Source organism: Colwellia psychrerythraea, from assembly GCF_000764185.1.
Taxonomy (GTDB): Bacteria; Pseudomonadota; Gammaproteobacteria; order Enterobacterales; family Alteromonadaceae; genus Colwellia; species Colwellia psychrerythraea_B.
In genome coordinates this window covers 15,485-31,858 of record NZ_JQEC01000007.1, presented here as the reverse complement: position 1 = coordinate 31,858, position 16,374 = coordinate 15,485, and the positions used below count along the sequence as shown (strand labels likewise).

Annotated in this window: 24 protein-coding genes and 1 pseudogene; 10 read left to right on the top strand and 15 right to left on the bottom strand. The window is 38.1% G+C overall.

The features are described 5' to 3' along the window. Nucleotides 1-72 precede the first annotated feature (72 nt). On the top strand, nt 73-810 hold the full coding sequence (locus GAB14E_RS18150) for an enoyl-CoA hydratase-related protein (protein WP_033081038.1): 738 nt from the start codon (nt 73-75) through the stop codon (nt 808-810). 90 nt (nt 811-900) lie between these two features. Here the strand turns inward: GAB14E_RS18150 and GAB14E_RS18155 are convergent, their stop codons facing one another. The 4 genes from GAB14E_RS18155 to GAB14E_RS18165 form a co-directional block, all read right to left on the bottom strand. Next, a complete protein-coding gene (locus tag GAB14E_RS18155) occupies nt 901-1,242 on the bottom strand; it encodes a hypothetical protein (protein ID WP_033081037.1) in 342 nt (113 codons plus the stop codon). A 38-nt stretch (nt 1,243-1,280) separates the two neighbouring features. Then, a complete protein-coding gene (locus GAB14E_RS0122545; protein ID WP_052093474.1) occupies nt 1,281-1,511 on the bottom strand; it encodes a PspC domain-containing protein in 231 nt (76 codons plus the stop codon). Between the two features lie 84 nt (nt 1,512-1,595). Further along, nucleotides 1,596-2,258, bottom strand: a complete 663-nt coding sequence (gene pspA, locus GAB14E_RS18160) for a phage shock protein PspA (RefSeq protein WP_033081036.1) — start codon at nt 2,256-2,258, stop codon at nt 1,596-1,598. A gap of 84 nt (nt 2,259-2,342) precedes the next feature. Then, a complete protein-coding gene (locus tag GAB14E_RS18165; RefSeq protein WP_033081035.1) occupies nt 2,343-2,723 on the bottom strand; it encodes a hypothetical protein in 381 nt (126 codons plus the stop codon). 251 nt (nt 2,724-2,974) lie between these two features. Between GAB14E_RS18165 and GAB14E_RS25460 the strand changes: the two are divergent. The 8 genes and pseudogenes from GAB14E_RS25460 to GAB14E_RS18200 form a co-directional block, all read left to right on the top strand. After that, a pseudogene (locus GAB14E_RS25460) lies at nt 2,975-3,279 on the top strand (oxidoreductase); the annotation flags it as partial. A gap of 122 nt (nt 3,280-3,401) precedes the next feature. Next, nucleotides 3,402-4,058, top strand: a complete 657-nt coding sequence (locus GAB14E_RS18170) for a nitroreductase family protein (protein ID WP_033081034.1) — start codon at nt 3,402-3,404, stop codon at nt 4,056-4,058. 123 nt (nt 4,059-4,181) lie between these two features. Continuing rightward, nucleotides 4,182-5,315 (top strand): UDP-N-acetylmuramate dehydrogenase, encoded by a 1,134-nt coding sequence (murB, locus tag GAB14E_RS18175; RefSeq protein WP_231561982.1) that lies wholly within the window; start codon nt 4,182-4,184, stop codon nt 5,313-5,315. Continuing rightward, entirely contained in the window at nt 5,308-6,309 is a 1,002-nt protein-coding gene (gene birA / locus GAB14E_RS18180; protein WP_033081033.1) for a bifunctional biotin--[acetyl-CoA-carboxylase] ligase/biotin operon repressor BirA, read from the top strand. Before murB ends, birA begins: the two co-directional genes overlap by 8 nt. Further along, nucleotides 6,306-7,055, top strand: coding sequence for a pantothenate kinase (locus GAB14E_RS18185; RefSeq protein ID WP_033081032.1), 750 nt, complete (start codon nt 6,306-6,308; stop codon nt 7,053-7,055). The genes birA and GAB14E_RS18185 overlap by 4 nt, the downstream gene beginning before the upstream one ends. Nucleotides 7,056-7,185: 130 nt before the next feature. Then, complete coding sequence (gene mtnN, locus GAB14E_RS18190; protein WP_033081031.1) at nt 7,186-7,914, top strand: 5'-methylthioadenosine/S-adenosylhomocysteine nucleosidase; 729 nt, start codon at nt 7,186-7,188, stop codon at nt 7,912-7,914. 30 nt (nt 7,915-7,944) lie between these two features. Further along, nucleotides 7,945-8,910, top strand: coding sequence for a cobalamin biosynthesis protein CobD/CbiB (locus tag GAB14E_RS18195; RefSeq protein ID WP_033081030.1), 966 nt, complete (start codon nt 7,945-7,947; stop codon nt 8,908-8,910). Between the two features lie 151 nt (nt 8,911-9,061). Further along, complete coding sequence (locus GAB14E_RS18200; RefSeq protein WP_033081029.1) at nt 9,062-9,721, top strand: trimeric intracellular cation channel family protein; 660 nt, start codon at nt 9,062-9,064, stop codon at nt 9,719-9,721. Between the two features lie 51 nt (nt 9,722-9,772). Here the strand turns inward: GAB14E_RS18200 and GAB14E_RS18205 are convergent, their stop codons facing one another. From GAB14E_RS18205 to GAB14E_RS18220, 4 genes are all read right to left on the bottom strand, one after another. After that, nucleotides 9,773-10,369, bottom strand: a complete 597-nt coding sequence (locus GAB14E_RS18205) for an outer membrane beta-barrel protein (protein ID WP_033081028.1) — start codon at nt 10,367-10,369, stop codon at nt 9,773-9,775. Nucleotides 10,370-10,659: 290 nt separating this feature from the next. Then, entirely contained in the window at nt 10,660-11,214 is a 555-nt protein-coding gene (locus tag GAB14E_RS18210; RefSeq protein WP_231561981.1) for a lysophospholipid acyltransferase family protein, read from the bottom strand. A gap of 125 nt (nt 11,215-11,339) precedes the next feature. Then, complete coding sequence (locus GAB14E_RS18215; protein WP_033081026.1) at nt 11,340-11,663, bottom strand: ribonuclease E inhibitor RraB; 324 nt, start codon at nt 11,661-11,663, stop codon at nt 11,340-11,342. 100 nt (nt 11,664-11,763) lie between these two features. Beyond that, a complete protein-coding gene (locus GAB14E_RS18220; protein WP_033081025.1) occupies nt 11,764-12,321 on the bottom strand; it encodes a DUF4136 domain-containing protein in 558 nt (185 codons plus the stop codon). A gap of 253 nt (nt 12,322-12,574) precedes the next feature. On the opposite strand from GAB14E_RS18220, the gene GAB14E_RS18225 reads away from it, so the two are divergent. Continuing rightward, entirely contained in the window at nt 12,575-13,459 is an 885-nt protein-coding gene (locus tag GAB14E_RS18225) for a TraB/GumN family protein (RefSeq protein ID WP_081967711.1), read from the top strand. 98 nt (nt 13,460-13,557) lie between these two features. Here GAB14E_RS18225 and GAB14E_RS24430 read toward each other — a convergent pair whose 3' ends face one another. Genes GAB14E_RS24430 through GAB14E_RS18240 form a run of 7 tightly spaced genes read right to left on the bottom strand, consistent with a single transcriptional unit; the run spans nt 13,558 to nt 16,371 of the window. Then, on the bottom strand, nt 13,558-13,698 hold the full coding sequence (locus GAB14E_RS24430; protein ID WP_081967710.1) for a nitrous oxide reductase accessory protein NosL: 141 nt from the start codon (nt 13,696-13,698) through the stop codon (nt 13,558-13,560). After that, entirely contained in the window at nt 13,692-13,832 is a 141-nt protein-coding gene (locus GAB14E_RS24425) for a nitrous oxide reductase accessory protein NosL (protein ID WP_081967709.1), read from the bottom strand. The genes GAB14E_RS24430 and GAB14E_RS24425 overlap by 7 nt, the downstream gene beginning before the upstream one ends. Further along, nucleotides 13,826-13,966, bottom strand: a complete 141-nt coding sequence (locus GAB14E_RS24420; protein ID WP_081967708.1) for a nitrous oxide reductase accessory protein NosL — start codon at nt 13,964-13,966, stop codon at nt 13,826-13,828. The genes GAB14E_RS24425 and GAB14E_RS24420 overlap by 7 nt, the downstream gene beginning before the upstream one ends. Further along, nucleotides 13,960-14,100, bottom strand: a complete 141-nt coding sequence (locus tag GAB14E_RS25455; protein ID WP_081967707.1) for a nitrous oxide reductase accessory protein NosL — start codon at nt 14,098-14,100, stop codon at nt 13,960-13,962. Before GAB14E_RS25455 ends, GAB14E_RS24420 begins: the two co-directional genes overlap by 7 nt. Beyond that, on the bottom strand, nt 14,094-14,597 hold the full coding sequence (locus GAB14E_RS18230) for a nitrous oxide reductase accessory protein NosL (protein ID WP_052093473.1): 504 nt from the start codon (nt 14,595-14,597) through the stop codon (nt 14,094-14,096). The genes GAB14E_RS25455 and GAB14E_RS18230 overlap by 7 nt, the downstream gene beginning before the upstream one ends. Then, nucleotides 14,597-15,415: an ABC transporter permease gene (locus GAB14E_RS18235; protein ID WP_033081024.1), complete on the bottom strand. Its 819-nt coding sequence runs from the start codon at nt 15,413-15,415 to the stop codon at nt 14,597-14,599. The genes GAB14E_RS18230 and GAB14E_RS18235 overlap by 1 nt, the downstream gene beginning before the upstream one ends. Further along, the gene (locus GAB14E_RS18240) at nt 15,415-16,371 is read right to left on the bottom strand and encodes an ABC transporter ATP-binding protein (protein ID WP_033081023.1); all 957 of its coding nucleotides are present in this window, start codon (nt 16,369-16,371) and stop codon (nt 15,415-15,417) included. The genes GAB14E_RS18235 and GAB14E_RS18240 overlap by 1 nt, the downstream gene beginning before the upstream one ends. Between the last annotated feature and the right edge of the window lie 3 nt (nt 16,372-16,374).

The following is a 16,374-nucleotide window of genomic DNA, read 5'->3' as shown; positions in this document are numbered from 1 at the left end:
AACAAATATTAAGGTTTGACTATAACTTATACCAATCGTATTGGTAAGCCCACGTAACTAAACTGGTGACAAATGAGTAACTTGATTTTAACAACAGAAAAACAAGGTGTTTTTACTATTACCTTGAATCGTACTGATAAAAAAAATGCCTTAACCAATGCTATGTATCAAGAGCTTTGTCGACATTTTGCTTATGCCAACGAAACACCAAGTGTCCATTGTTTAGTTATTCAAGGCAATGAAAACTGCTTTTGTGCCGGCAATGACTTACATGACTTTATGCAGTGCTCAAAGGATGATGATTTAGCTGCCCTTGAGTTTGTTAAAGTACTTTCAGAATTTACTAAACCGCTTGTTGCTGGTGTTGCTGGCGTTGCTGTTGGTATAGGCACAACCTTGTTATTACATTGCGATATGGTCATTGCGGCCAATAATAGTCTATTTAAACTGCCATTTACTCAACTTGGTTTATGCCCTGAAGCAGGTTCAAGTTTATTATTAACTCAAAAAGTCGGGCAAAATAAAGCCTTTGAATTAATGGTACTTGGTACTTCTTTTAACGCTGAACAAGCCTTAAATTTTGGTATTGCCAATCAAACTTGTCAGCCTGAAGAGCTACTCACTAAAACAAATGAGATAGCTCTAGCAATTGCTCGTTTACCAGTTGAGTCAGTAATGACTAGTAGGCGTTTAATTCGACAAGGAAATCAATTAGCGCTAAGCCAAGTTATTGTTGATGAGGGCCAAGAGTTTGTTCGTTTGGTTAATACCGATGAATGTAAAAATATTTTGGCTAAATTTTTTAAATAAACAGAGCACTTAATCACAAGTAGCAATGGCGGGTTGAGCTATGCACAGAATAAAAATAACTTCTCTGTGCATTCATTGCTGCAATATTCATTAAACATATTGTCTGGGTTGTTTATTGCGACTAAATAGCCAGATAACGACAGCCATTAATAGTATTGGCCAAAATACGCCTATAGTGACCATGGCAATGCTACCAAATAAAACCAGTCCAATAAAAATTAAACTACCAAAAACACTCAGCACTATCGCTAAGGCCATAACCACTAATAGCACTACCACTAATGCTGAAACACCTATGGCTTTTAATGGCTCAATGACTTCACCGTCCATCATCACATGAAGGTTCATTAGCTCCAACATGCCAACACCAAAAACATAAGTCAAAAAGATGGTCGCCAAAATAGCTAGGGTTAGGGATTTAAAGAAGCTCATAGTTTCCTCATTTTAATAGTGATAAACAGTTACTTTGCTTAGTAATATTTGCTGTTGGGTAACAACATGCTTGCGACCACATATGCTACACCGGTGACTACGGGTAACATAATCAGTGCCGCAATCGCAGCGATACGCACAGCTAAGCGTGGAAAGTTATAATGTTTAGCAATGCCAGCACAGACACCGGTCAATTTTTTATTTACTAAGTCTTTACACAATGTTTGGCGAACATTTTTTATGGTTGAATATTCTCTGTCGTATCTCATGGTTAACTCCTTGGATAAACGTTGCCCTCGCATCTTGACGAGGGACTTTAGGTGAATGCTGTCGGTTTTTACTTAGGTAATACTTTAACCGTTAACAACCTTCTTTTTCATTTCTGCTAACTCAGCTTCAACGCTATCGTCTTGCTCTAGTTCAGCTATCTGTGTTGATAAATCTTTATTTTCGGTAATATCATAAGATTCTACTTGCGCTTCAAGCTGGTCAATCTTTTGTTGATAACGCTCAAACTTGGCCATTGCTTCATCAATGTTATGAATAACAGCTGTTTCACGTACTTTTAATCTTACTTCAGCAGATTCTTGACGAAGCAGTAATGCTTCTTGACGACGTTTAGCTTCATTTAGTTTGTCTTGTAAGCGCTGAGCATCTTCTTGAATGGCAGTTAACAAATCAGTTAATTGTGCATTCTCACCCTCTAGTAGTGTTAGTTCAGCTTGGCATTTATGTTTTTGTGTCAGCGCTGATTTAGCTAAGTCTTCACGGCCTTTATTTAAGGCTAACTCTGCTTTGTCATGCCAGTTAGCTAAGCCTTCATTTGCCGCTTTTACTTTTCTTGCTAAGGTTTTTTGTTCAGCAATATTTTTGGCAGCAGTTGATCGTATTTCAACTAATGTTTCTTCCATCTCGCCAATGATCAAACGAATCATTTTTTCTGGATGTTCGGCTTTGTCTAACATGCTGTTTAAATTTGCATTAACAATGTCGGTAAAGCGGCTAAATAATCCCATAATTTTTCTCCTGCTTATTTTAAAGTAAATTTTTATGTTTAATGTTGAAACTTATTTTGGAAATCTAGTTGTGATATTTTTCAATTATTGGCTATTTTCTTTGTTAGTCACTGTCGTCGTTACTGTACTTTCGCTATTCAATGTTAGTGGCGCTTGTTCTATTTTTGTATTAATCGTTTGTTCTGCGGCTAACCAAGTTGTCGCACTATTTAGTGAGAAGTTGGCAGAAAACGCTTTAATTTCTTCATCAATTGACTGCTGTAATTGGCTATTTAGCTCAACAATCATTTTTTCTCCTTGGGCAACAACAAAGTTACTAACTGCATTTTCAACAATTGTTGCTGGCGCTGCATTAACACGAGCGCTTACTGTTAATGCAGCCAATAAAGATCCGATAAGTACTAAGGTAAGGCTTACATCTTTAATTATGCTGTTAGTATTTTTAGTCATGTTAAATGTGCTCATAATAAATTCCTTCTTGTTTCAATTTGTTGGCTATATGTTGTGCTATTTGTCGATGTCGTTATCTAACATCGTCTTGCATGAACTTAGTATTACAAGTGCTGTGCCATAAATTAAAAATAATATAACTATATGATATGTAATGATTTATTTGGTTGTGCTTGTTTTTGATAAATATTATCAATAATACATAATTAACTTTTTAGTTAAATTAGCTAGTGTTTTAGTCAATTTGACCATCTGCGGTTGATTAGGTTGGCAGTCATATCCTTGCTAACGTTTGTGCCAGTATCCAATAAGGTGGCGCAGTTGCCGCCTGTGGCTTAGCACAAGGTATGGATTTACCCGCCTCCGTGGCTCCTTTTATCTTGCGTGGGGTTTCTTTATTAGGCATAGATAGCGTGATGCGCCCTAGAGCCGATAGAGTAGCTGCATGGAAATATTACCTGAAACCCAAATGCGATCGATAGGAGAAGTGATTAGTTTAGAATCCTCTATTGATGTGGCAGGCAAGTTACTCAATGAGGATGTTACTGATCGTGTTGATGTAAATAAGTAGCTATGCTTCAGGGTAATGAAATTAGCCGATACCGTTAATGAAAGAATTAACCTTAGCGGCATTGAATATCAAAGTAATAGCCATTACCTTATGTGCATACTCGTAACTTAGATGGATTCATCATGACTCACCCAATTATCGAAGATCTAACAAACCGTCATACAGTAAAAAAATACGATGCCAGCAGAAAAATTCCAGCGGCAGATTTAGATATATTATTTGAAGCAATGCGTCTTTCTGCTTCGTCTATTAACTCTCAGCCGTGGAAATTCATCGCACTCGAAAGTGATGCAGCAAAATCGCGCTTAAAAAATACCTTCGTCAATATGCATGAGTATAATAAAAAGCATGTTTTCGATAGCTCACAGGTGATTCTTTTTGCTCATAATCCAAAATATACCCGTGATGATTACGCCAAGGTAGTTGACAAAGGTATTGCCGATAAACGAACACCTTTAGAAAATAGAGAAGCAGCATTTGGCGTTTACCTGTTTGCAGATCTTAATACAGCTGAAGATGGTGATACCAGTACTTGGACCAAAGCACAAACCTATCTTGCCTTAGGTAATACTTTACATGTACTTGCGCGGTTAAAAATTGATTCAACGCCCATGGAGGGCATTGATATTGAGTTGGTGAATAAAGAATTTAGCGAGGAGCTCGACGGTTATCAATGTGATGTCGCCTTAGCGATTGGTTACCATCATCCTGAGCAAGATTTTAATGCTAAATTACCAAAATCTCGCTTAGCACTTAATGATGTTTTAGTCCGCCTCTAAGGTGAATTAACCACAGAATCACATCAATGGGAAAACAGAATAATGCAGTAAGATAATGCTTGCTGCATCTTCATAGCTAATCGCAGCTAATAATTGGTGTTCAGCCGATTTTTCAGTACAATAATGGTTCTTTCAGCTTCAATCATTATGGCCATGCATTCAAACCTAGATTATTCCCTACAAAGCAGTAACAGCTTTAACATCAAGGCGAGTTGTTCACATATTTATTTTCCCAGTACCTTGGTTGAATTACAGCAACTTCCTGACTTAGCGGCAAGGCCTTTTTATATCCTAGGTGAAGGCAGTAATACCTTGTTTGTTGAAGAGCAAGCGCCAACTATTATTCAACCAAAATTTATTGGTATCAACATTGTTGAGCAGGATGATTATTACATAGTGACTGTGGGTGCGGCCGAAAATTGGCATAGGTTAGTCTGCTTTTGTCTTGAGCAAGGAATTTACGGCTTAGAGAACTTAGCTTTGATTCCTGGTAGTGTGGGCGCCGCACCAGTGCAAAATATTGGTGCTTATGGCGTTGAATTTGCGGATTACTGTCAAGAAGTTCAATGGTATGAATTTTCAAGTAAAACACTGCATTCACTCACTAATCAAGAGTGTGACTTTGCCTATCGTGACAGTGTTTTTAAGCAAGCACGTTATAACCAAGGCTTAATTACCCAAGTGACTTTTAAGTTTCCTAAAGTATGGCAAGCAAACCTCTCTTATGCTGGGTTAGGTGGTTTAGCAAAAGGTAGCACTGCCAAACAGGTGATGGAAAAAGTTATAACACTGCGCAGTAGTAAGTTACCCGACCCTAAGGAATTACCTAATGCAGGTAGTTTTTTTAAAAACCCAGTGGTAAGTGCAGCTGATTTTGCTTTGTTATTACAACAATATCCAAACATGCCACATTACCCACTGCAAAATGGACAAATAAAACTGGCAGCAGGCTGGTTAATAGATCAAGCCGGATTAAAAGGTTTTCGTTATCAGTTTGTTGGCGTGCATCAGCAACAAGCTTTGGTTTTAGTTAATTATGGCAGTGATTTTGGTGCTGATATTATTCGCTTAGCTAAATATGTCCAGCGAAAAGTAGTTGAAAAATTCTTAGTTTCTTTGATACCGGAAGTTCGCATGATCACCGAGCAAGGCGAAACATCATTTTTATCCTTATCGGATACAAAGCCGATAGAGAGTATTAGTTCTAACGCCAGTGTTACTAGCGCCAGTATTACAAACGGAATTGATAATGACTAAAACAGTAAAAGAACATTTGATAAAATCATTAGCACAAGGAAAGTTTGTTTCCGGGCAATTATTGGGTGAGCAGTTAGGTATTAGCCGAACTGCCATCGCTAAGCATATTAAAGTACTCACTGATATCGGCCTAGATATATACAGTGTCACTGGCAAAGGCTATAAGTTAGCCCAACCTCTGTACTTATTAGACAAAGAAAAAATAACCGGCTTATTAGCAAATGAAGAGAACAAACACACTGATAAGCCAAGCGACTTGCCATTGGTTGAAGTACATAGCTTAATTGACTCAACAAATGACTATTTAATGAGACGTTTGCCCAATCAACTATCTCCAGGGCAGGTGTGTTTAGCTGAATACCAAAGTGCTGGCCGAGGTCGTCGTGGTAGGAAGTGGATTTCCCAGTTTGGTTCACAAATTTATTTGTCTATGTATTGGTATTTAGAGCAAGGACTATCGGCGGCGATGGGACTGAGTTTAGTCACGGCATTAGCGGTAAGTGATGCGATAAAAGCCCACAGTAATATACAAGTTCAGCTGAAATGGCCCAATGATATTTATCTTGAAGGCGTAAAGCTCGCAGGTATTTTAATTGAGCTTGAGGGGCAAGCGTTAGAGCCAAGTCATAGCGTTATTGGCATTGGTTTAAATCTGCATATGCCGGAAGAAGCAGGTAAATTAATTGAACAAAAATGGACAGATTTACAATCACACAGCCAGGTAGAAATTGATAGGAATGCACTCAGCGCACAATTAATCCATTGTTTACGACGACGCTTGGGCCAATATCAGCAAACCGGTTTAGCGCCGATGCTAGATGAGTGGCATGCAAATGATGCCTTTTTAAATAAACGAGTAAAATTGATTACAGGCGAACGCACTACGCATGGCATATGCCGAGGTGTTAATAATCAAGGGGCTTTACTGTTAGAAGTAAATGGTCAAATCAAACCCGTTTACGGTGGTGAAGTGAGTCTAAGGATGGATGAATGATAGTATTAATTGATATTGGTAATAGTCGCACAAAATATACGCAACTAGTCGAAGGTAGACTGTCAGCAATTGCTCAACTTAATAATCAAGACTTTACCTTAGCGTATTTTGCTAAGCACTTTAGCCATGCTAGTCAAGTCGTTGTTGCCAATGTTGCATCATCTTCATTAAGCAGTGAGCTGTCGACTTGGTGTACAGAACAAAATATTAGTTTTAGACAAGTGCATAGCGAACAACAAAAAAATGCTTTGCAGTCGGCTTATCAGCAGCCAACAACCTTGGGTATTGATCGTTGGCTGGCGCTATTGGGTACGATACACCTTTACCCCAATGAAAATGTGCTAATCATAGATGCAGGCACCGCAACCACCATAGATTTAGTGGCAGGTAGCGGTCAGCACCAAGGAGGCTGGATATTAGCAGGCATTAAGGCGCTATTTAATAGTATTGTAAGTAATAGTACCTTGGTTCATGCCAAAAGTACTGCCGTGCCAAGCTTAGCGTTTGGCAGTAACACTAGCGATAATGTAAATAATGCTTGTTGGGCGGCTACCTTAGGTATGGTTGAACAGGCAATTAGCCAAGCACAGCAATTAAGTGACCTTGACCGCATCATTTTAACTGGGGGCGATGGTAAGGTTTTAACCACGTTATTATTAGCACAGACCAGTGAAAAAATTATTGCCGTAGAAAATATTCAATTTATCGATAACCTTATTTTCTACGGATTACAAGAATACTGCTAATAATTAGCTTTCTTCTTGGTCTTGCAAGCTAGTAGCAGATTTGAATAAACAGTTATCAATGATTGAATATAATTTTTTAATAAATTTATATTCAATCGATAATATTAAATTAAACACAGTAGGAATTATCATGAAAGCAGGAATTATTGGCGCAATGGAGCCAGAAGTTGCCATTTTAAAAGCAAAGTTAACCGAGGCAACAACCACTGAACATGCAGGTTATGTCTTTCATCAAGGTCAATTAGATGGCAGTGATGTGGTCATTGTGCAATCAGGTATTGGCAAAGTTGCGGCTGCGTTAGCAACTGCAATATTGATTGATCGTTTTCATGTAGATTACGTGGTGAATACCGGCTCCGCAGGTGGTTTTGATCCCTCATTAAAAGTGGGCGATATTGTGGTCAGTTTAGAAGTGCGCTATCACGATGTTGATTTAACTGCATTTGGTTATGAAATAGGACAACTTCCAGCTAATCCTGCGGCATTTAACCCACATGAAGAGTTAGTGGCAGCAGCCAAAAAAGGTATTGAGAAATTAAGTGAGTCAAATGAAGAAAATATTCAGGCAATTACTGGTTTAATCACCACAGGTGATACCTTTATGACTAAAGAAGAAGATGTTGCTAAAGCTCGCGCTAATTTTCCGACTATGGCTGCGGTTGAAATGGAAGGTGCTGCAGTTGCACAAGCGTGCTTACAGCTTAAAACACCCTTTGTTATAATTCGTTCATTGTCAGATATTGCTGGTAAAGAATCACCACATACCTTTGAAGAGTATTTAGAAACAGCGGCGGTTAACTCCTCGCAGTTAGTAGTGAATATGTTAGCGCAACTTCAAGGTAAAACACTTAGCCTTTAAGTCTTTAGTACAAATTAAAAGGGATAATTAATGACAGTACTCACCCAGTTAACACCGTTTACTTATCATGTGTTAATCCTCATGGTAGTACTGATCATTAAGTCTGTAATTAGTCACTATATAGCTCATGAGCCGTTACGTTTTTTTCAGTTTTATTGTTTACAGCTCGGCAATAAAGTTAACAACAGTAAAAATAGCATTCAACACCAAACTATTGCTGGTTTATTGTCACTATTAGTGACCTTAGTACCTATCAGCATTATTTTGTGGCTATTTGCTGACTTTGTCGCTGTTGATTATTTATGGCAAGGTTTACTACTTTATTTGGCCTTGGGCTGCCTTAACCTAGGACAAATCAATACAGTTATCGCGCGAGCTTTAGTGGCTAAACAAAACTACCAAGCCAAAAAAACACTTAAACCTTGGTTATTACGAGAAACTGAGCAACTGTCTCAAGTTGGTCTCAGTAAAGCAGCTATTGAAATGCAGTTATTACGTAGTACCCAGCAAATATATGTGGTTAGTTTCCTCTTTATTACTTTAGGCCCATTAGCTGCGCTGAGTTATCGGTTGATACTGGAAATGCATTATTGCTGGAACAGCAAGTTAGTGCAGTTCAAACATTTTGGTTTTTATAGCCAGTTGTTTATTCAACTATTACAATGGTTACCAAGCCGTTTAATGGCTTTATTAATATTATTGAGCTCTGTTGGGCAAGGTAGCTCATTATCTTGGCGATTAACACGAGGCCACTTTTTTAAACTCAATAATGATTTTATTATCGCCGTTTTTGCTTTTTCACTTTCAGTAAGATTGGGTGGTGTTGCCATGTATCAAAATGAGAAGTTACGTAAAGTCGCTTTTAATGATCTCGGCAAGCAACCTGAGCCACGAGATATTATCAAAGCAAGCAGCAAGGTGGGTTTTGCTATTTATAGCAGTTTAGTTTTGCTGGTTTTCTTCGCAATAGGCTGGCAACTCGTTGCATTCAGCTAAACTGGTAAATTAAATAGCTATTTCTGTGACTGAACTTTATTTTTATTAGATATTTACAGCGGGTTATTAGTACGTGTTAACTCTGTAACTAGCGGTTAAGCAATTGCAAATGGTCGAAGGCAGTTAACGCTTAAGTTAAATTGGTATTTACATGACAGAACTTTTATTTTATTTAGATATTTTTGGCATTATTGTTTTTGCCTTATCAGGTGCGCTCATGGCTGGCCGGTATCAGCTTGACCCATTTGGTGTTGTGGTGTTGGCATCAGTGACCGCCGTAGGTGGCGGTACTATTCGTGATGTTATTTTACAAACACCAGTGTTTTGGGTCGTTAAGCCTTATTATCTTTATGTTATTTTAGCTACAGCAATACTTACCATAATATTTATCAGGCAGCCAAAACGAATTCCAAAACGTTTTTTATTGATTGCCGATGCTTTAGGTTTAGCATTATTTGCTGTGCTCGGTACGCAAAAAGCGTTAGTTTTGGGGGCGCCTGTTCCTGTAGCTGTTGTGCTAGGTACTATTACTGGTGTGGCTGGCGGTATGATCCGAGATGTTTTATGTAACGTAATTCCAATGATTTTACGTGAAGAAATTTATGCGTTAGCAGCAATGCTAGGTGGGGCATTATTTATCTTGTTACAATGGCTGAATTGGTCTGATACCAGTGCTATTGTTACTGCGATCTCCGCGGCGCTTATTTTACGTTTAGCAGCTATCTATTGGCATGTATCGTTACCGGCTTTTCATATTGTTGAAAAGCCGCATAAAGATAACAGTAAAGACAAAAGCAAATATAGAGAATAATGACACTTGTCTAACTCTTAAGCCTTTGCCTGTTCAGCTAAAACAGAAGTATTAAAAAGCGTAACTGATACCGATATTTTGTGATTTCAGCGTTAAATCACCCAAATCTTGGTAACGTAGACCTACGTTCATGCCAATGCCCATATCCCATTGATACTGCCAACCAGCCTCGAATAAAACACCCGTACCATCTTCACTTTCAACAGTGTAGCCGTTACGGCTAAATGCATAATCATAATATTGAGCGCCTAATTTTCCATATAAACTATTACGTTGTGAAATAGGAACTTGGCCTTTAATAGCTACAACAAAACCATCCAATTCAAACTCATTAGCGAGCAAACCAAACATGGGTTTATTATTTGTTTGACATGTCCACTTATCGTCATATTTTTCTTCACAATCCCAGCTATCAAGTTCTATAGCAGAATTATAAGCAACTTCAATTGAGAAGTGCTCTAGGGCTTGATAGTTATAAAAAATGTAGGCTTGAGCAAAGCCGTCACCATCCTGAGTTGAATGCTTGTATTCTCCACCACCAGCACCAATTGTTACGCCATAGCTATGCTGATGACCTTGTGCATGGCTAAATATACTAAGTAAAGACAGTGAAAGTAACGAGGTCGTTATTAAGGGAGATAACTTCATGGGTAGCGTCCTATGCGAAATATTAATAAAATACAAACTAAGAGTATTATTAAAAAAAGGACTTAAAATTACCGTTTGATAAATGTAATGATAATGTAAGTTTCTGTAAAGTCTTCAGCTATCGATTGCTAGAATCTTGGATTATAGACAAACATAAAAGAGAATTCGAGACAAGCGATAGCATTAAGAGGTGTGTTGAATATGTCTAATTTTATCTATATTAGACATATTAAAGGACAGGTAGCGGGAGTATTCTTTATCTGCTGACGAATACAGCCAATGTGATAAGGCTATTGATTGAATACTTCATTCATTTGTTGGTGAATTTTTTCATACCAACCATCTGTAATGATAATTGCTGGTAACACTTCTATCTCAATAGTGCCTGAAGTTGCGGTTTTATTTGACTCGTTGTAAACATCTAAAATATTTTTGATGACAACGGGTTGCGCTTTAAGTTTAAGCTTTTCAACTAACAACTTAGCGCCCGCTTCAAACGGTTCAATTTTACCAGATTGTGAGCGAGTTCCTTCAGGAAAAATAATTACTTTTTTTCCTTTGCAAAGTTTTACGTCTTTTAATAATTTTATGATGGCACGGCGATCTTTTTGATCGACTGTAATGTGACCAACTCTATCGACAATGCGAGAAACAGGCCACTTGTCCATAATTCCAGTGCGGCCAATAAAGCGAGTATCATTACCTATTGCTTGCTCAAGAGAGAAGATATCAAACATGCTTTGATGGTTAATAATTAGAATGTCAGTATCAGCATCAATAGTACCAGTGAGGTTTATTCGCGCGCCAACACTGCGCACAATCAGATCGGTAAAAATTCGACGCAAACGATTGAACCTATCTCCATGGCGTCTACATAAAGACAATGCAACAGATTGGGCCGCGATAGCGACATACATTTTGTATTTTTTTAAAAAGAAAGCAAACATGAATCTAATGCAGAAGCGCTAAACTAGGCTTCAATCCCCCAGCCATCGTTATAACCAGAAAAACTGGTAGCAATTTTTTCTAAAACCTCTTCTTGGGTAACAATAGCTTCATGTGAGGGTGTCATCACCACAGTACAATCTAAATCCCAAACATTAGGGGTTTCATCAGGATGTAAGTTGCATTTTACTGCAGGTAGGTGCTCTTTTATATGTTCAACCATGGCTTGTGCTTGGCTTTCTTGTTCGAACAAATGAAAAAATACCACATCGTGTGATTGGCTTAAGTCGATACCTGCTTGGTGCATTTCGGCTAATACTTGGCCTGTTTCATCATCTGGAAAGTTCATATAAAAATAATATAGTTATGCAATTAGAAGCGGCTATTATAAGGTGGTAAAAGCGACTTGAATAGAGTACTAAGTAAATAAATATTGCAGTAGTGATTATTTATTTGTCAGGGTACTGAGTTAACATGGAATTAACCGCTTCAATTATTTTTTCGTTTAGCTGCTTACTATTGTCTTTTGCTTCAAAGTCTAGCGGATAAATACTACGCCAAACTGAGCGGTTTCTTTTCGGGTCGACCAAATCAATGATTAAACCGCCGGGATAAACGCGCCAATCACTGCTGTTTTTTCGCCAAGCATTGGCTCTAAGACAATAAGAACAAAATAATACTGCCTTGTTATAGTTTACGTAGTCTTGAGTTTGTTTTTTTACTAGATGGTACGTGACTATAATGTCTGCTTTGTCGAGCTCACTGTAGTGAAAATTCTGTGCATCTAAGCTTCTTTCAATAGCAAGTTCAATGCTACTGCGTTGTGAGTGCGGTAAGTTTTGGCTATCAAAAAATGTAGAGCCACTGCTATAAAAACTGTAGGATTTGACCTGAGTAAAGTCAAATTTATCATAATAAATTACGGGGTTTTTCATTGAGCCACAGCCTGATAAAAGCACTATTACTAAAGAGCTTAGTACTAATTTCATTAGCGAAGTTATTGTCATAATCAGTTCTTTTAACACAGGGTCTTAACACAGTAATAGGAAAACCCTAGCCTAACAATTGAACTTAGTTTTGAACAGATAAACCTTTCATCGGCAGTAAACTTCTAATTTTTAGCCGAATTAATACTAAATAATGTGTTCAACCTAGGCAGACGTTTACAGGCATAGCGGTGATAAGTTATAAATAGTGCTTATTCGGACCTGCGTATTGGCAGTTTTGTTATTTGACTAAAGTAAAGATAAGGATATATACATGATTAAAAATACAGCTAAGCAATTATTTCTCGGAGCATTATGCATAGCAGCGAGTATTACCTCGTTAACGGCTCTAGCTGAATCATCAGTTTGGAAAGTAAGTAAAGGCAATGACCATATTTTTATCGGTGGCACAGTGCATATTTTACCAGCCTCTGAATTTCCGTTGCCTGCTGAATTTGAGCAAGCCTATCAAAAGAGCAATATCATTGTTTTAGAAGCTAAGCTACCTGACGCTAGCGATACCGATTTTCAAATGAAAATGATGCAACAAATGGCTTACGGCCAAAATAAAACCATTGGTGATTTTTTATCAGCTAAAACTAAACAAAATCTAAGTCAGTATATTTCTGCTTTAGGGGTTGATTTAATGATGTTTGAACGTTTTAAACCAGGTTTCTTAATGACTATGTTAGCGCTATTGGAAGCACAAAAGGCAGGTTTGTCAGGAGAAGGCGTTGATATTTTCTATAGTAATAAAGCAAAAAAAGATAACAAGAAATTAGCCTATTTAGAAATCGCTGAATTTCAAATGAATATGATTGCTAATATGGGTGTGGGTAATGAAGAAAAATTTGTTAAGTCTAACCTTGAACAGATGAAAGATTTTAAAAGCATGTTTTTAGGTTTATTGAAAGCTTGGCGCGCAGGGGATGAAAAGCAACTAAATACGTTAGCCATTGAGCCAATGAAAGATGACCCTAATACCATCAAGACCCTGCTTACTGATAGAAACAAAAATTGGATTCCGCATATTGAACAAATGTTTTCTGGTAATCGCAGCGATAAAGAACTTGTTCTAGTGGGAGTGGCGCATCTAGCCGGAAATAATAGTGTGTTAGCTTTATTAAAAGCGAAAGGTTATCGGGTTGAGAAGTTATAATTTTCGATGGAAAACCGTAAAGGAGTGAAATAGTAAAGTAAGTAATGTAAATCTGCTGACTTGATAATAATCGGGTCAGCAAAGTAAATAGTCAACTTCTACCAAAGACTGTCTTGGTTAACATCTTTGAAGCTAATCACCTTACCACCAAACTCTGTAGCGAACGCTTGGGCATCAGTTTGTAAACTAAAGCTGGCTAGGGTTTTACCCCAATAGTTACCCTGTTTTATTTCTACCAAAGGCTGTCTTGATTTACTTCACTCAAGCTTAATACCTTACCACCAAACTCTGTAGCGAACGCTTGGGCATCATTTTGTAAACTAAAGCTGGCTAGGGTTTTACCCCAATAGTCACCCTGTTTTATTTCTACCAAAGGCTGTCTTGATTGACCTCTGTAAAGCTAAGTACTTTACCACCAAACTTAGCAGCAAAAGCTTGCGCATCAGTTTGAAGGCTAAAGCTGGCTAGGGTTTTACCCCAATAGTTACCCTGTTTTATTTCTACCAAAGGCTGTCTTGATTTACTTCACTAAAGCTTAATACCTTACCACCAAACTCTGTAGCGAACGCTTGGGCATCATTTTGTAAACTAAAGCTGGCTAGGGTTTTCCCCCAATAGTCACCCTGTTTTATTTCTACCAAAGACTGTCTTGGTTAACATCTTTGAAGCTAATCACCTTACCACCAAACTCTGTAGCGAACGCTTGGGCATCATTTTGTAAACTAAAGCTGGCTAAAGTTTTACCCATAGCGCCTGTTTTTTCAGAGCCAGTGACAAACCAAGCCTGCTTGGCATCAATAAAGTATTTATCATTTATGCTATTACTGCCCCAAGGCATTTTACTCATATCGTGCACTAATATTTGGCTGATATTGCGGGTGTTTTCTGGATCAAGGTAGTAGCTAAACATGTCCCGAGTTGAGCAAAACTTAAAAACTCTATCGCCTTGCTCTTTCCTAAATAGTTCACCTTTAGGGCCATCAAAGTGAGTGATTAACATGCCACATAAATGACATTCATCGTTGTTTTCCATGGCAACTGCCCTATGAATAACGGCTTGTTGTGCTGAATTATCAGAACAAGCACTAGCGGCTAATAATAAGCATATTAATAGCGTGGCTTTTATTAAATGAGTCATTAAAGTTTTTTCCTTTTGAAGATAAAAATGGCAAGGGTTAAAGGTAATACTACCCAAGCCAATAAAGCGGCAATTAACTGTTCTTGCGGTAAACTGGCATTGATGGCAACACTTAAGACGCCATTCACATCGCTGTTATCAAGTCCTGCGAGATTCACCAAACGAAAGATATCAGTAGGGTTAAGCATCATTAATTGTGTTAAACCATTTTGACTGATGCCTTGTTCAACACCAACCAGTAAAGCTAATAACGCCAAATCAAAAGCAAGAGCAAATAAGAACCAAGTAATGAGGGCAAAACCTGCCGCTTTTGATTTTTCACTGACCGACAAACTAATTAAATAAGAAATTGCAGTAAAGCTTAAGCCCAATAAAATCGCACTGAAGATAAAAATTGAGAAGCTAGTTAATACTTCAATATCACCCAGTTGGAAATAGAGTAATACTGCTGAAGCGCCAAAGCCTAATAGAGTGGCGAGGGCGATAATACTGCCTTGGCCGATAAACTTACCCAGTAGTAGTTGGCTTTTACTTAACGGGTAGGTCAATAGCAGTAATAAGGTGCCACTTTCTTGTTCACCAACAAAACTGTCATAACTCAGTAATAAGGCAATTAATGGTATAAGAAAAACAGACAAACTGGCTAAACTGGCAACTGTGGTTGAAAGTGAAGCTACACCAACAGCACCAGATGCGGCGGCGCCAAAATAGGTTAAACCAATAGAGAGTAAAGCAAAAATTAGTGTGATAGAAATCAACCAACGATTTCTTAAACCATCATGAAACTCTTTATTGGCTACTGTAAATATTTGTCTCATTAGCTGGTAGCTCCCTTTACTTGCAGCAAAGGTTCTTGCAGAGAATTTTCAGTTAGAGAAAGAAAGTGCTGATAAACTTGTTCTAAATTAGCCGACTCAACATGCAAGTCTGCTAAACCTTCATGGTTAAGTAACTGACTTAATACTGTAAGTTTTTCCTGTTCCGGCACCATTAAAGTGTCTGGGCAGTTAGCCGTTAAAAATCTATTAAGTTTATTGTCGTTTGCTACTGAGCCGTTTAGACCTGAGGGTTTGATAGCAACAGGTAAAGCCGCTTGCTGACGTAACTCTGCTAACGTGCCCATGGCTAATAATTGCCCTGTTGATAAAATCATCGCGCGGTCAATGTGTTGCTCGACGCCGGGTAAAACATGCGAACATAATATGACACTAGAGCCGTTGGATTTTAACTGATCAACAGTTTTGTAAAAATCACGAGTAGCAATCGGGTCTAAACCGACTGTGGGTTCATCAAGCAATAATAATTTTGGCTCGCCAATAAATGCTTGTGCTAAACCTAAGCGTTGGCGCATACCTTTTGAGTATGTTTTTACTTGTCTTTTCATTGCATGAGTAATGCCTACTTGCTCAAGTAAATCTATCGCTTGCTTCTTGGCTTTCTTATTAGTAAAACCTTTTAACTTGGTAAAATAGCTTAATACTTCTAAGCCAGTCAGTTGTTCATAAAAGCTAACATTTTCCGGTAAATAACCGACTTTACTCCGGCTATGCCAAGCTTCTTTTGAATCGGGTGCCATACCCATTACTTCAACCTTGCCACGGCTTGGTGAAATAACACCTAAGATGAGTTTCATTATTGTGGTTTTACCTGCGCCATTATGGCCAAATAAACCCATCACCTCGCCTTGGTTCAATTGCATGGTTACAGACTTTAATACGTCGAGATCGTTATAGCTTTTACCTGCATCAGAGAGGGATACTATTGGTATATTCATAAA

Coding starts and splice junctions, on each gene's coding strand:
- GAB14E_RS18205 (WP_033081028.1), bottom strand. CDS start 10,369: ATGAAGTTATCTCCCTTAATAACGACCTCGTTACTTTCACTGTCTTTA.
- GAB14E_RS18155 (WP_033081037.1), bottom strand. CDS start 1,242: ATGAGCTTCTTTAAATCCCTAACCCTAGCTATTTTGGCGACCATCTTT.
- GAB14E_RS18230 (WP_052093473.1), bottom strand. CDS start 14,597: ATGACTCATTTAATAAAAGCCACGCTATTAATATGCTTATTATTAGCC.
- GAB14E_RS18220 (WP_033081025.1), bottom strand. CDS start 12,321: ATGACAATAACTTCGCTAATGAAATTAGTACTAAGCTCTTTAGTAATA.
- GAB14E_RS18215 (WP_033081026.1), bottom strand. CDS start 11,663: ATGAACTTTCCAGATGATGAAACAGGCCAAGTATTAGCCGAAATGCAC.
- murB (WP_231561982.1), top strand. CDS start 4,182: ATGGTTCTTTCAGCTTCAATCATTATGGCCATGCATTCAAACCTAGAT.
- GAB14E_RS18150 (WP_033081038.1), top strand. CDS start 73: ATGAGTAACTTGATTTTAACAACAGAAAAACAAGGTGTTTTTACTATT.
- pspA (WP_033081036.1), bottom strand. CDS start 2,258: ATGGGATTATTTAGCCGCTTTACCGACATTGTTAATGCAAATTTAAAC.
- GAB14E_RS18195 (WP_033081030.1), top strand. CDS start 7,945: ATGACAGTACTCACCCAGTTAACACCGTTTACTTATCATGTGTTAATC.
- GAB14E_RS18235 (WP_033081024.1), bottom strand. CDS start 15,415: ATGAGACAAATATTTACAGTAGCCAATAAAGAGTTTCATGATGGTTTA.
- mtnN (WP_033081031.1), top strand. CDS start 7,186: ATGAAAGCAGGAATTATTGGCGCAATGGAGCCAGAAGTTGCCATTTTA.
- GAB14E_RS18165 (WP_033081035.1), bottom strand. CDS start 2,723: ATGAGCACATTTAACATGACTAAAAATACTAACAGCATAATTAAAGAT.
- birA (WP_033081033.1), top strand. CDS start 5,308: ATGACTAAAACAGTAAAAGAACATTTGATAAAATCATTAGCACAAGGA.
- GAB14E_RS18185 (WP_033081032.1), top strand. CDS start 6,306: ATGATAGTATTAATTGATATTGGTAATAGTCGCACAAAATATACGCAA.
- GAB14E_RS18225 (WP_081967711.1), top strand. CDS start 12,575: ATGATTAAAAATACAGCTAAGCAATTATTTCTCGGAGCATTATGCATA.
- GAB14E_RS18240 (WP_033081023.1), bottom strand. CDS start 16,371: ATGAATATACCAATAGTATCCCTCTCTGATGCAGGTAAAAGCTATAAC.
- GAB14E_RS0122545 (WP_052093474.1), bottom strand. CDS start 1,511: ATGAGATACGACAGAGAATATTCAACCATAAAAAATGTTCGCCAAACA.
- GAB14E_RS18170 (WP_033081034.1), top strand. CDS start 3,402: ATGACTCACCCAATTATCGAAGATCTAACAAACCGTCATACAGTAAAA.
- GAB14E_RS18200 (WP_033081029.1), top strand. CDS start 9,062: ATGACAGAACTTTTATTTTATTTAGATATTTTTGGCATTATTGTTTTT.